Here is an 11,806-nt window from a genome sequence, read left to right as displayed (position 1 = left end):
GAGAGAGAGAGAGAGAGAGAGAGAGAGAGAGAGAGAGAGAGAGAGAGAGAGAGAGAGCAGACGCTTGCTTGGTCGACGCAGCTCGGCCAAGGTGACAGAACAGCATCGCAACCCGTTAGGAACCTAGCAAGAATAACTTGAACACTTAGGTCATTGGACGAGCCCTCGGTCGAAGGCGGTAATTCCATTCGCCATGGAACTCATCGCGCTCGATCGTCACAGCCGCGAGTTCTTCGTCGGTGACCTTGATCCCAGAGTCGTAGACGTTCTCGTCGAGTTCGGCACGTACCCGCAGCCCTTGCTCGGTGGTGACGCTGCCGATGAGTTGGACGACGATCTGACGCGTCAGCAGCGGCCGGCCGCGCCAGTTGTTGGTGATGTGGCAGAACATCCGGTGCTCGATCTTGTTCCACTTGCTCGTGCCCGGCGGGAAGTGGCACACCTGCACGGTCAGTCCGACTTCGTCGGCCAGGCGCTGCAGCTGCAGGCGCCAAAGCCTCACCCGGTAGCCGTTGCTGCCGCCGCAGTCGGCGGTGATCAATAGACGCTTGGCCTTGGGATACAGCGGCCGCCCCATCTCGAACCACCAGCGCCTGATGCTCTGGACAGCGAACTCGGCCGTATCGTGATCGATGCCCACGCTGACCCAGCCTTCATTGGCGGTGAGGTCGTACACCCCGTAGGGGTTGACCTTGCCAAGTTCGGCGTCAATGAAGTCGTGCACGCGCACCTGTTCGGGATCGCCGGCGGGTCGCCATTCGCGACCGGCGTTCTTGAAGTCACCAATGAGTTCCTTCTTTTTGGTGTCCACCGAGATCACCGGTTGGCGCTGCCTCTGGTACTGCGCCACCACTTTGGCGATCTGATGAAACTGCGCATCGCGGTCCGGATGGTGCGAGCCCTCGCGGGTCTTGCGTACCGACTGCAGGCTGTAGTTCAGCCGCGCGAGCAGGTCACACACCGTACGCTGGCTGACGGCATGCCCCATCAGGTTGAGTTCCTGGGCCAGCCGCGTAGTGCTCTTGCAGGTCCAGCGCAGTGGCGACATCGGATCGCCGCGGCTGGTTGGCTCCACGAGCGCATCGAGCGACTCCAACAGCCCCGGGTTCAGATCGATCAGCTGCTTGCGTCCGCCCCCAACTGCGCGAACGCGGCGTACCGCTTCGCTCGCTGTTGCAGACGCCGCGCCTCGCTGCCTCGAGGCCATGCTCGCCGCTTCGAGCTCGGCCAGCCCGGCGTAGATGGTCGTTCGCGAGACGCCCGCAGCTTTCGCCACGAGACTCACACCGCCGCGGCCCAGACTGCGCGCCTCGGTGGCCACCCAAAGCCGCAACGTGGCTTCATCCAACCGTCCCGACAGCGCTTGGTACTTCGCTTCGATTGCCTCCAATGCATCCATCGGCGCATCATAGGCATTCGCACAAAGTGTTCAAGTTATTATTGCTAGGTTCCTTAACCCCAGCTGGAAAAACCCTTGGGCGCGTATTCTGCCTTCGTGCGCCTGACCAACCGCAATCAGCCAAGTAGCATTTCGAGTCCGCCTTCAGGCTCGTAGCGGTCGTTGCGCCAGCACAGCCGCGTCGGCCCGGGCAGCACGCTCTCGGCTACGGAATGCCGGGGGTCGCCCGGGTAGCACACCACCTGCTCGCCGCCCTCCTGGAACACCTCAGGCTGGATGCGCAGCGGCGTGCAGCGGCGTGCATGGTCGAGCACGTTTGCGACGTCGCGAAAGCGCGCGAGCTGGGCGAGGCTCATGATCTGCGGCGCCGCCAGCTGGATGCGGCCCTCCCAATACTCGCGCAAGGCCGTGGCGGGCGACAGCCACACGCTTTCGGTTGTCTCGTACTGGTCGTGGGCCGGCTCCTGCCCCGTCGGCAAGGCGGCAACGAAGAAGCGCGCATCGAAATGCTTGCGCGCCCGCACGCTGTTCAACGGCGTGACCCAGCGCGACCAGGGCAGCAGGCTGGCCGCCGCCAGCGGGACGCCGAGAGCTTCGGCCACGTCGCGGAAGGAACGTCCGGCGCGATGCAGCGCTTGCGCCGCCTTCACGCCCTCCTGGCCTACGGCGCCGAAGAGCACACCCGCCTCCTCGAACGTTTCGCGGATGGCCGCAACGTACAGTGCGGCCGCATGGGCCTCGTCGAGCGCCGGCTCGGCCAAGGCGATGCGCAGGGCGGAAGCCGGCTGACCGAGCATGCCGGCCAGCTCCGCATCCGCACGGTCCAGCTTGCCGCCGGGGAACACATAGGCGCCGCCCAGCACTTCCGACAGGCCGTGGCGCTCGAGCATGAAGACCTCGAGTCCCGCCGAGGCGTCGCGCAGCATCAGGACTGTCGCCGAGGGATGCGGAGATGAAGGACTGCCGTTGCCGAGATCCATGAATACATCGTAGCAAGTCACGCGCCAGGCGCCTACTGCTTCTCCAACCCCAGCTCCGCCGCCAGCGTGGTCATTTGCACCGCCTCGCGCCAGCCCCGCGCCAGCGTGAGGTCGATCACCTTCAGCCCGGCCAGCGGAAGCGGCCTCGAATCCTCGCCGCGCACCGCGCCGGAGGCGCGTGCCGCTTCACTCATGTCGGTCATTGAAGTTCCTGTTCGATTTCGGAGGGAACGCATGGTCGCTGCGCCGGCGGCCACCGTCCAGCGATGGTTTCTTGGACTGCTCATACGCTGGAATGCCCGCCCTCCACCACCCTCCTCTTCCATCCGGTTTGGCCTGCCAACGAATCGCAGGTTTACCGGCCATCCACCCTGCATCGAGAATGCGCGCATGAACGCAAGGAAACTTGAAGACACGATGCGCGTGGTGGCCCGCTACGCAGAAGGCAGACTGCTCACGGGGCGCGTCGATCGCGTCGGCGTGGTGCTGTTCAACCAGCCCGAGAAGCGCAACGCAATCAGCCTGTCGATGTGGCAGGGCCTGTGCGACGTGCTCGACGGCTTCGAGGCCGATGACGATGTACGCGTTGTCGTCTTCGCCGGCGCGGGCGGCCAGGCCTTCGCTTCCGGTGCCGACATCAGCGAGTTCGCGAGCCAGCGCGGCAGTGCGGCAGTGCGGAAGCCAACCTGGAATACACCCGCATCACCGCACGCGGCCGCGAGAAGATCATGCGCTTCCCGAAGCCGGGCATCGCCTGCATCCAGGGCTTCTGCATGGGCGGGGGACTCAACGTCGCGCTGCACACGGACCTGCGGGTCGCCGCGCGCGAACGTTTTCGCGATCCCGGCCGCGCGCATGGGCATCGCCTATGGCTTCGAGCCCATGGAGCGCCTGGTGTCCCTGGTCGGTCCGGCCCGCGCACGCCTCATGCTCTACACGGCCCGCCGCTTCACGGGCGAGGAGGCCTTTGCCATGGGCCTGGTGGAGGTGCTGGCGGCCGAGGATGTGGTGGCGGACACCCTCCAACTCGCCGCGACCATTGCCGAGAACGTCCCGCTGTCGCTGCAGGCCTCGCGCTTCGCCATCGAGCAGGTGCAAAAGCCACCGGCGGAGCGCGACACGCAAGGCATGGCGAGGGAATCAGGCCTGCGGCCGGCGCTTGTACATCAGCGTGGCCTTCATCTCCTGGACCACCGAGCCGTCCTGCTTCACGCATCGTCGCAGGAAGGTGATCACGCCCCGATCGGGCTTGCTGGTTTCTTTCTTCTCGACCACCTTCTGCACCACGCGGATGGTGTCGCCGTGCTTCACCGGCCCCAGCATGCGCCACTGGTCGATGCCCAGCAGTCCGAGCAGGGTGCCGTCGTTGATGCCGCTCGCGTACTGCAGGCCGCCCATGATCCCGTAGACCAGCGGGCCGTGCGCCACCGGCTCGCCGTAGGGCGTGGTCTTGCAGTATTCGAAATTGGTGTGCACTTCGTTGAAGTCGCCCGTCAGGCAGGCGAAGTTGACGATGTCGGTGGAGGTGATCGTGCGCGCGGGCGTCACGATCTCCTGGCCGATCTCGAAATCGTCGAAGTAGCGGCCGCGCGGCTCGGCAGTGAAGGTCGTCATGATGGTTCCTTGTCTTTTCTTTGGGTGTGGGTCTCAGCCCTTGTCGTTGGCCAGGATGAGGGTGCAGTGCGAGGACAGGATGCCGCCCTCGTTGTGGACCAGCGCCACCTCGGCGCCCTGCACCTGGCGCTCGCCCAGGCCGCCGCGCAGCTGGCGCACGGCCTCGACGATGCCGAACAGGCCGCCGGCGGCGCCGGCATGGGCATGCGACAGCATGCCGCCGTGGGTGTTGACCGGCAGCTTGCCGCCGATGCGCGCGTGGCCGTCGGCAAAGAAGGCGCCGCCCTCCCCCCGCTCGCAGAAGCCCAGTTCCTCCAGCTCGATGATGGGGACGATGGTGAAGCAGTCGTAGAGCTCCGCGACGTCGATGTCCTTCGGGCCGAGGCCCGCCATCTGGTAGGCCGTGCGGCCCGATTCGGTGGCGCCGAACTCGGTCAGGCTGGGCGCGCACATCAGGTGTTCGTGCGTGTGGAATTCGCCGATGCCCTGCAGGTACACGGGCTTGGCATTCAGGTCGCGCGCCCGCTCCGCCGAGGTGACGATAAAGGCGCCGCCCGCATCGGAGATGAGGCAGCAGTCCAGCATGCCCAGCGGATCGGCAATCGGCTTGGCGTCCAGCACGTCCTGCAGCGTCAGCGACTTCTTCATGTGCGCGTTGGGATGCAGCAGGGCGTGGGCCCGTGTGTTGACGGCCACGTGGGCGAGCTGTTCGCGCTGGGTCCCGTACACGTGCATGTGGCGCTGGGCGATCATGGCGTAGTAGCCCGGGATCGAGCCGCCGTAGGGCTGCTCGAAGTAAGGATGGCCGACGGCGAGCAGCGCCGAGACGGCGGCATCGCGCGTGAGGCCGGTGGCGCGGTTCTCGCCGGCGCAGACCAGGATGGTTTCGGCCTGGCCGGAAACGATCGCTTCCGCCGCGTGCTTCAGCATGATCGCGGGACTGGCGCCGCCGGCGATGACCGAGGCGTTGAAGCGCGGCTTCACGCCCAGGTATTCGCACAGCACCGAGCCGAGCATGAAGTAGGGCTCGGTGAAGGAGTAGGCGGTCAACACGCCGTCGATGTCCGAGATTTTCAGGCCCGAATCGTCGAGCGCTCGCTTCGCGGCCTGCGCGTTGAGGCCCAGGCCCGTCATATGCGGAACCTTGCCGATGTCGGATTCGCCGACGCCGACGATGGCGACCTTGTTCTTCAGCGATGTGGGAGTCTTCATTTTCGTTTCCTTCCTCAGGCGGCCGTGCGCGCGAACTGCGGCACCATGGCGCCGTCGTCGCCACGGTCCTCGAAGCGCACCTCGACGCGATCGCCGATCCGGGTGGCGAGGGCATCCTCGCCCACGATGTTGGCCATCATGCGGGGTCCCTCGTCGAGGTCGATGAGCGCGATCGCATAGGGAACCAGCGGCGCGAAGGTGGGGTCCGAGGCGCGGCGGACGATGGTGTAGCTGTGCACGCTGCCGCTCCCTTTGGCGCCCACCCACTCCAGCTCGTCGGACCAGCAGGTGGGGCAGAGGTGGCGCGGCATGAAATGCAGCTCGCCGCAGGCCTTGCACTTGCGGATGACGAGCCGCCCTTCGCGCGCGGCATCCCAATAGGGCTTCGAATCTGCGTTGGCAACCGGTTGGGGAAGTGTGGCTTGGGTCATGCTGTTGTCTCGGTTGAATCTTGTTTATGAGGTGCGGCGTTCGCGCGCCTTCGAGACCTGCGCGCGGCGAGCCGGCGCATAYGGTTCCTGGCCCAGCGCCTCGTACAAGGCCTGGGTCACGTCACGGTGTTCCGCCAAGCCCGTGCGCTCCAGCAGCGAGATCGGGCCTTCCGGATAACCCAGTCCCAGGCACAGCGTCTTGTCCATGTCCTCCGCGCTCGCCAGCTTCTCGTCCAGCCTGCGCAACGCGGCGTTGAGATAGGGCCGCACCAGCCGGTCCACGATGCGCCCCGGGAAATCCCCGCACACCGCCACCTTCAGCCCGGCCGCCTCGAAGGCCGCCTTGGCCGCGGCGATGGCGGCGTCGCGCGTCTGGGGCTGGCGCACCAGCTCCACCAGCGGCGTGGGATCGGCGCGGCCCATGCGGAAGCGCGCGAAGCCGACGACGTTCGAGCCCTCGCGGCCCCGGTCCTCCCCGGTGTGCACGCCCAGGCATTCGGTGCCCAGCTCGATCGCGACGAAGGCACTCGCGCCTAGGTCGCCGGCCTCCGCGAAGGCCGTGCCCGCCTCCTGCCCGATGAAGACCCAGCCAGCACCCTGCGGGTCCGCCTGTTCGAGGAAGGGATGGCTTGCGGGAAACGAGCGGCTGTCGCCCGATCGAAGAATGCGATAGGTGGTCATGGCCTCAAGCTCCGTACATCTTGCTGTCTGCGTAATTGTGGAAACCGCGTCCGCTCTTCCTGCCCAGCCAGCCGGCGGCGATCATGCGTTTCACGAGCGGCGGGCACGCGGCACGCGGTTCGTTCGTGATGCCGTGCATCGCCTCGCACAGCAGCTTCTGGGTGTCCATGCCGACCAGGTCCAGCAATTCCATCGGACCCATCGCATAGCCCATGCCGGTCTTGATCGCGAGGTCGATGTCGGCAGGCTCCGCAACCCCCTGCTCCACGAGCCGGATGGCGTCGTTGTTGAACGGGATCAGGAAGTAGTTCAGCACGAAGCCGGGCGTGTCCTGCGTCTTGACCGGCTTCTGGCCCATCGCCTCGCAGGCCGCCCACGCGCGCGCAAACGTCTCCTCGCTGGTGGTCAGGCCCGGCGACATCTCCACCAGCTTCATCAGCTGCGCCGGCAGGCAGAAGTGCATGCCCACGAAGCGGTCCGGCCGGCCCGAGCCGCCTGCGATCTCGGTGATGCTGATGGTCGACGTGTTGGTCGCGAAGATCGCTTGCGGCCCGCAGATGCCGTTCAGCTTGCCGAACAAGTCGTGCTTGACCGGCAGGCTCTCGAACACCGCCTCGATCACCAGGTCGCAGTCGGCGAAGTCTTCCAACCGGGTCGTCCCGCTCCACTGTCCCATGATCTCGGGCAGCTTCCCGGCGGCCAGCTTGCCGCGCTCCACGCTCTTGCGCAGGAAGGCCTCGGTCTGGGTCCGGGCGCGGTCCACCGCGTCCTGCTTCAGGTCGAACATGCGGGTGCGGAAGCCCGCGCGTGCGCAAACGATGGCGATGCCCGCGCCMATGGTGCCGGCGCCGGCGATGCCGATGGTCTTGATTTCACTCATGCTTTTCTCCTTGAATGGCTTGGCTTCAGCGCTGCAGGAAGCTGCGGCCGATCAGCTGGCGGTGGACCTGGTTGGTCCCCTCCCAGATCTGGGTGATCTTGGCGTCGCGCATCAGGCGCTCGACGCGGAAGTCCTTGCAGTAGCCGTAGCCGCCGAGCAGCTGCACGGCATCGGTGCTCATGCGCATGGCCAGGTCGCTGGCGCGCATCTTCAGGAGCGAGGCCTCGATGCCGAAGTCCTTCTCGCCGGCGTCGACCCAGCCGGCCACCTGCCAGAGCCAGCTTTCCACCAGCGCGAACTCCGAGGCCAGGTCGGCCAGCATGAACTGGATGCCCTGGAACTCCAGGATCTTGCGGCCAGACTGCTTGCGCTCGTTGATGTAGGCGGTGGCGTCCTCGAAGGCGCCGCGCGCGATGCCCAGCGCATGCGCCGCGACGCTGGGGCGCGACTTGTTCAAGGAGGCGAAGAGGATCCTGAGGCCGTCGCCGGGGTTGCCAATGAGGTTGGCGCGCGGCACGCGGCAGTTGTCGAAGGCCAGCGTGGCGGTGCTGGAGGCGCGCGTGCCCATCTTGTCTTCAAGGCGCACGACCGACAGCCCCGGCGTGCCCTTCTCCAGGATCAGCACCGAGATGCTTTCCTTGGCGCCCGCGATGCCTTCCCACTTGCCGAAGAGGAGGTAGAGGTCGGCGACGTCGCCGTTGGTGATGAAGGTCTTGCCGCCGTTGACGATGATCTGGTCGCCGTCCTCGCGGAAGGTGGTGCGCATGCCGGTGGCGTCGGAGCCGGCACCCGGCTCGGTGATGGCCAGCGCGCCCAGTCCGCCCTCGGCGATGCGGGGCAGCAGGCGCTGCTTCTGCTCCTCGGTGCCCCAGTCGATGAGCGGCTTCATGCCGTGGTAGTTGGTGGCCCAGATGATGCCGGTGGCCGCGCAAGCCTTGCTGATCTCGCGCACGCAGGCGAGGTAGGCGGTGTAGGACATCTGGGCGCCGCCGTAGGCCTCGGGGATGAACATGGCGTTCAAGCCCAGCTCGTTGATGGCCTTGACGTTGTCCCAGGGGAATTCGGCGCTGCGGTCGAAGTGCTCGGCGCGCGGGGCGATCTGGTTGCGGGCGAGGGACTGCACGCTCTCCAACAGCATCCTCTCCTCGTCGGCGAGGGTGAGGCGGGAATCCAGTCTTTCTAGGATGTTCATGGTTTGAGTGGCTTTTGGCGTTGGGCGGCTTCGCGACGGATGGAAGGGGTTGGGGGCTCGACCGCTTTGGCCCTCACCCCCGCCCTCTCCCGCGGGCGGGAGAGTGAGTCATGCGGGGAGCTTCAATGTGCTATTCCTTGGCCGCCGTCGATGTAGATGGTTTCGCCGGTGAGGAAGCCGCCGGCGGGCGTGAAGAGGGACGCGACGAGAGCACCGACGTCGGCGGCGGAGCCCGGTGCACGGCCGGGGATGCGCTTGTCGAGGTAGGCACGCAGCGGACCGCTCTCGGCCATCGACTCGGCGTTGAGATCGGTGACGATGTAGCCGGGGGCGACGTCCATCACGCGGATGCCCTTGCCGGCCCATTCGACGGCCAGGCAGCGCGTGATGGCGCCGACGGCGGCCTTGCTGGCGCAGTACGCCAGGTTGCGCTTCACGCCGAGCTTGTCGAAGAAGGAGCCGATGTTGACGATCATCCCGCCGCCGGCGGCGACGAGGTGCGGGTAAGCGGCCTGGCAGGCCGTGACGACCGAGGTCGCGTTGGTGTCCATCACCTGATGCCACTGTTCCAGCGACATCTCCGCCGAGAGCGCGTCGATGTGCACGCCTGCGTTGTTCACCAGGCCGTTGATGCGCCAGCCTTCGTCCGCCAGCTTGCGCAGGGCCGCGGCGAGCGCAGCCGGGTCGGTGACGTCGGCCTTGGCGGAGATCCAGCGTTCGGCCACTTCGGCCGGCGCACCGGGACACGCCGGCAGCGCGCCCGAGCGCGAGAGGCAGGCCACATGGCGGCCCTGCTCGGCCAGCGCCAGCGCAATGGCCGCGCCGATGCCCCGGCTGGCGCCGGTGACGACAATGCATTCACGTTCATTCATCGCGGAACTCCGCCTTTCTTTTTTCGACGAAGGCCTGCATGCCTTCTTCAGCGTCCCGGGTGCGGTACGCCAGCGTGGAGAGGTCCGCTTCGACTCGCAAGCCCTCGTGCAAGGGCAGGTCGGTCGCGCGCTGCACGGCTTCGCGGGCAAACTGCAAGGCGCGCAGGCCGTAGCCGCTGAACTCGCGGGCGTAGGCTTTCGCGGCGGCCAGGCCGGGGGCCTGCACGATGCGATTCACGAGGCCGATGGCCAGGGCCTCCTCGGCATTCACGGTGCGACCCGTCATGACCATCTCGAGCGCGCGTCCCTGGCCCACGAGCCGCGGCAGGCGCTGGGTGCCGCCGTAGCCCGGGACCAGGCCCAGCTTGACTTCCGGCAGCCCGAACTTGGCGTTGGGCAGGGCGATGCGCAGCGTGCAGGCCAGGGCCAGCTCGCAGCCGCCGCCGAAGGCGAAGCCGTTGACCAGCGCGATGGACGGAATGCACAGGCGATCGAGCAGCGCGAACACGGTCTGGCCGAGTTCCGCGCCTTCGCGCTGCGCGGCAAGGCCGCGCTGCTGCAGTTCCTTGATGTCGGCGCCGGCACAGAAGGCCTTCTCGCCCTCGCCGGTGACGATCAGAGCGCGCGCCTTCGAGGAACCCGCTTGCTTGATGCACTCGCCGATCTGGCCGATCAGCTCGAAGCTGAGGGCGTTGAGCGCTTGCGGCCTGCGCAGGGTGAGGACGGCGAATTCCTCGTCGCGTGTGAGTTCGATCATTGGATGTCGGCCTGCGCACGGTAGCGCACGGGTTCGGGTTGCAGGCGGCCGCTGGCGACCCATTCCACCAGCTCGCGCTTGAGGATCTTGCCGCTGGCGGTGAGGGGGAACTCCTGCACGATGGCGAAGAATTCGGGCATGTCGAACTTGGAGAGTCCTTCGCGCGCCAAATGCTGGAGCAGCTCGTCGGCGGCCGGCGGGCTGTCTTGCGCGATGACGGCGAGGCACACCTTCTCGCCCAGCCGGTCGTCGGCCACGCCGAAGGCCGCCGCCTTCTTCACGCCCGGATGCCGATGGGCATATTCCTCGATGTGCGCGGGATGGATGTTGTGGCCGCCGCGGATGATCAGGTCCTTCTTGCGGCCGACGATCTCGAGATTGCCATGCTCGTCGAAGCGGCCGAGGTCGCCGCTCAGGAACCATCCGCTGCTGTTGAAGGAGGACTCCGTCGCGGTCTGGTTGTTGAAGTAGCCGAGCATCAGCAGGCCGCCGCGGCCCGCGATCTCGCCGACCTCGCCGGGCTTGGCTTCGAGGTCGGGGTTGTCGGGGTCCCACAAGCGGATCTCGTAGCCGTCGCACGATTTGCCGCAGGTGCCGGTGATCACGTCCATGGGATCGGCCGGCTTGGTGTACTGGTGCGAGCCGCACTCGGTCATGCCGTAGACGTTCTGCGGCTTCGCGCCGAGAGCCATCAGGCGGCGCGCGGTTTCGGTGGGGATCGGAGCGCCGGCCATATAGAAGACCTTGACCGCACCGAGCCGCGTTGCGCCGCGCTTGCCCAGTTCGTGGAGCAGGTCCATGGCGTGCGTGGGCACGCCCATGACGTAGGTGGCGCCGGTTTGCTCGATCCAGTCCAGCGCCGCGACGCCCGCGGCGGCGTCGTGCATGACAAGTTCGCAGCCCGCCACCAGCGCCTGTTCGAGCGCGACGGTGCCGATGTGGTGGCTCATGGGACTGAGGGTCAGGAGCACGGTCTTCTCGTTGAGGTTCCAGTCCGCGACCATCGACCGGCCGTTGGCCAACAAGGTGTTGTCGCTGTGCATCACGCCCTTGGGGGCGCCGGTGGTTCCGCTGGTGAAGGCGAGGTAGACGATCTGGTCGGGATGGGTACTGGGCGAGGAGCCGGACAGGCGCAGCGTCGACGCGGGCATCGGCATCGGATGCGCCCCGGCGGGCATCTGCGCATCGCCCGCGCGCAGCGCCGGCAGCGCATAGACGCGCTTGATGGGTCTCAGCTCCTGCGCGCGCGCGAAGACGTCGGCGGTGGCGGCGTCCGCACCCCAGCCGGGCTGCACGAACAACGCGCGGCAATCGATGCGCGAGAGCAGCGTCACGATCTCCGCGACGGTGTAGTTCTGGTGCAACGAAGGGTTGCAGACGTAGCCGTTGCGCGAGCAGGCCAGCAGGATGACGACGTTCTCCAGCCGGTTGGGCAGCCAGATCGAGACCCGATCGCCGCGGCGCAGGCCCGCGCCATGGAGGTCCGCGGCGACCGCGTCCACCCAGGCGACCAGCGCGCTCCAGGTCAGCCGCCTTGAACCGTCGCGCAGGGCATGGTCGCTGTTGCGCTCGGTCGCATGCCGGCGGGCCAGCGAATAGAGCGTGTCGGTCTGCCAGACGCCCGAGAGGTAGTTCTCGCGGGCGCAGGCGGGGTCATGCAGGGTCAACAGGTGAGACATGGCGGTCCTTCCGCGACGAATGAAACGAACTGGGGCCTCGACCGCCGCAGGCCCTCACCCCAGCCCTCTCCCGCCAGCGGGAGAGGGGGTAAGAGGGGCGGTCTTGGCT

The 11,806-nt window shown here is 67.1% G+C and carries 12 protein-coding genes and 3 pseudogenes; 3 read left to right on the top strand and 12 right to left on the bottom strand.

Annotated elements, in window-relative coordinates; all coding sequences use genetic code 11:
• Window positions 1-145: 145 nt before the first annotated feature.
• The 3 genes from AC1DY5_RS24275 to AC1DY5_RS24265 all read right to left on the bottom strand — a co-directional run bounded on the left by AC1DY5_RS24275 (window position 146) and on the right by AC1DY5_RS24265 (window position 2,582).
• Window positions 146-1,399 (bottom strand): ISAzo13 family transposase, encoded by a 1,254-nt coding sequence (locus tag AC1DY5_RS24275; protein ID WP_478115502.1) that lies wholly within the window; start codon window positions 1,397-1,399, stop codon window positions 146-148.
• A 116-nt stretch (window positions 1,400-1,515) separates the two neighbouring features.
• A complete protein-coding gene (locus AC1DY5_RS24270; RefSeq protein ID WP_478115500.1) occupies window positions 1,516-2,379 on the bottom strand; it encodes an NUDIX hydrolase in 864 nt (287 codons plus the stop codon).
• Between the two features lie 32 nt (window positions 2,380-2,411).
• A complete protein-coding gene (locus AC1DY5_RS24265; protein WP_478115498.1) occupies window positions 2,412-2,582 on the bottom strand; it encodes a hypothetical protein in 171 nt (56 codons plus the stop codon).
• On the opposite strand from AC1DY5_RS24265, the pseudogene AC1DY5_RS24260 reads away from it, so the two are divergent.
• The 3 pseudogenes from AC1DY5_RS24260 to AC1DY5_RS24250 form a co-directional block, all read left to right on the top strand.
• Window positions 2,572-2,985, top strand: a pseudogene (locus AC1DY5_RS24260) (hypothetical protein); the annotation flags it as partial. The gene AC1DY5_RS24265 and the pseudogene AC1DY5_RS24260 sit on opposite strands and share 11 nt — an antisense overlap.
• Window positions 2,986-3,107: 122 nt before the next feature.
• Window positions 3,108-3,155: pseudogene (locus AC1DY5_RS24255) on the top strand (hypothetical protein); the annotation flags it as partial.
• A 79-nt stretch (window positions 3,156-3,234) separates the two neighbouring features.
• A pseudogene (locus tag AC1DY5_RS24250) lies at window positions 3,235-3,450 on the top strand (enoyl-CoA hydratase-related protein); the annotation flags it as partial.
• A 69-nt stretch (window positions 3,451-3,519) separates the two neighbouring features.
• Here AC1DY5_RS24250 and AC1DY5_RS24245 read toward each other — a convergent pair.
• The 9 genes from AC1DY5_RS24245 to AC1DY5_RS24205 form a co-directional block, all read right to left on the bottom strand.
• A complete protein-coding gene (locus tag AC1DY5_RS24245; protein WP_478115496.1) occupies window positions 3,520-3,993 on the bottom strand; it encodes a MaoC/PaaZ C-terminal domain-containing protein in 474 nt (157 codons plus the stop codon).
• Between the two features lie 33 nt (window positions 3,994-4,026).
• A complete protein-coding gene (locus AC1DY5_RS24240) occupies window positions 4,027-5,205 on the bottom strand; it encodes a thiolase C-terminal domain-containing protein (protein WP_478115494.1) in 1,179 nt (392 codons plus the stop codon).
• Between the two features lie 14 nt (window positions 5,206-5,219).
• A complete protein-coding gene (locus AC1DY5_RS24235; protein WP_478115493.1) occupies window positions 5,220-5,636 on the bottom strand; it encodes a Zn-ribbon domain-containing OB-fold protein in 417 nt (138 codons plus the stop codon).
• Window positions 5,637-5,660: 24 nt separating this feature from the next.
• Entirely contained in the window at window positions 5,661-6,317 is a 657-nt protein-coding gene (locus tag AC1DY5_RS24230; protein WP_478115491.1) for a 3-hydroxyacyl-CoA dehydrogenase family protein, read from the bottom strand.
• Window positions 6,318-6,321: 4 nt separating this feature from the next.
• Window positions 6,322-7,197, bottom strand: a complete 876-nt coding sequence (locus tag AC1DY5_RS24225) for a 3-hydroxyacyl-CoA dehydrogenase family protein (protein WP_478115489.1) — start codon at window positions 7,195-7,197, stop codon at window positions 6,322-6,324.
• A 25-nt stretch (window positions 7,198-7,222) separates the two neighbouring features.
• Window positions 7,223-8,389 (bottom strand): acyl-CoA dehydrogenase family protein, encoded by a 1,167-nt coding sequence (locus AC1DY5_RS24220; RefSeq protein ID WP_478115487.1) that lies wholly within the window; start codon window positions 8,387-8,389, stop codon window positions 7,223-7,225.
• Between the two features lie 122 nt (window positions 8,390-8,511).
• Window positions 8,512-9,261, bottom strand: coding sequence for an SDR family NAD(P)-dependent oxidoreductase (locus AC1DY5_RS24215; RefSeq protein WP_478115485.1), 750 nt, complete (start codon window positions 9,259-9,261; stop codon window positions 8,512-8,514).
• The gene (locus AC1DY5_RS24210) at window positions 9,254-10,018 is read right to left on the bottom strand and encodes an enoyl-CoA hydratase/isomerase family protein (RefSeq protein WP_478115483.1); all 765 of its coding nucleotides are present in this window, start codon (window positions 10,016-10,018) and stop codon (window positions 9,254-9,256) included. The genes AC1DY5_RS24215 and AC1DY5_RS24210 overlap by 8 nt, the downstream gene beginning before the upstream one ends.
• Window positions 10,015-11,697 carry a class I adenylate-forming enzyme family protein gene (locus AC1DY5_RS24205; RefSeq protein WP_478115481.1) on the bottom strand — a complete coding sequence of 561 codons (1,683 nt, stop codon included), beginning with the start codon at window positions 11,695-11,697 and terminating at the stop codon, window positions 10,015-10,017. Before AC1DY5_RS24205 ends, AC1DY5_RS24210 begins: the two co-directional genes overlap by 4 nt.
• Window positions 11,698-11,806: the final 109 nt, after the last annotated feature.

This window comes from Variovorax sp. P4_D9 (genome assembly GCF_056401695.1).
Note: the sequence above shows the minus strand (reverse complement) of the source record. Positions and strands in the feature narration are given on the sequence as shown.

Excerpts from the sequence above, each read along its gene's own strand:
- AC1DY5_RS24265 (WP_478115498.1), bottom strand. The coding sequence starts at position 2,582 with ATGACCGACATGAGTGAAGCGGCACGCGCCTCCGGCGCGGTGCGCGGC.
- AC1DY5_RS24215 (WP_478115485.1), bottom strand. The coding sequence starts at position 9,261 with ATGAATGAACGTGAATGCATTGTCGTCACCGGCGCCAGCCGGGGCATC.
- AC1DY5_RS24240 (WP_478115494.1), bottom strand. The coding sequence starts at position 5,205 with ATGAAGACTCCCACATCGCTGAAGAACAAGGTCGCCATCGTCGGCGTC.
- AC1DY5_RS24205 (WP_478115481.1), bottom strand. The coding sequence starts at position 11,697 with ATGTCTCACCTGTTGACCCTGCATGACCCCGCCTGCGCCCGCGAGAAC.
- AC1DY5_RS24270 (WP_478115500.1), bottom strand. The coding sequence starts at position 2,379 with ATGGATCTCGGCAACGGCAGTCCTTCATCTCCGCATCCCTCGGCGACA.
- AC1DY5_RS24220 (WP_478115487.1), bottom strand. The coding sequence starts at position 8,389 with ATGAACATCCTAGAAAGACTGGATTCCCGCCTCACCCTCGCCGACGAG.
- AC1DY5_RS24210 (WP_478115483.1), bottom strand. The coding sequence starts at position 10,018 with ATGATCGAACTCACACGCGACGAGGAATTCGCCGTCCTCACCCTGCGC.
- AC1DY5_RS24275 (WP_478115502.1), bottom strand. The coding sequence starts at position 1,399 with ATGGATGCATTGGAGGCAATCGAAGCGAAGTACCAAGCGCTGTCGGGA.
- AC1DY5_RS24235 (WP_478115493.1), bottom strand. The coding sequence starts at position 5,636 with ATGACCCAAGCCACACTTCCCCAACCGGTTGCCAACGCAGATTCGAAG.
- AC1DY5_RS24245 (WP_478115496.1), bottom strand. The coding sequence starts at position 3,993 with ATGACGACCTTCACTGCCGAGCCGCGCGGCCGCTACTTCGACGATTTC.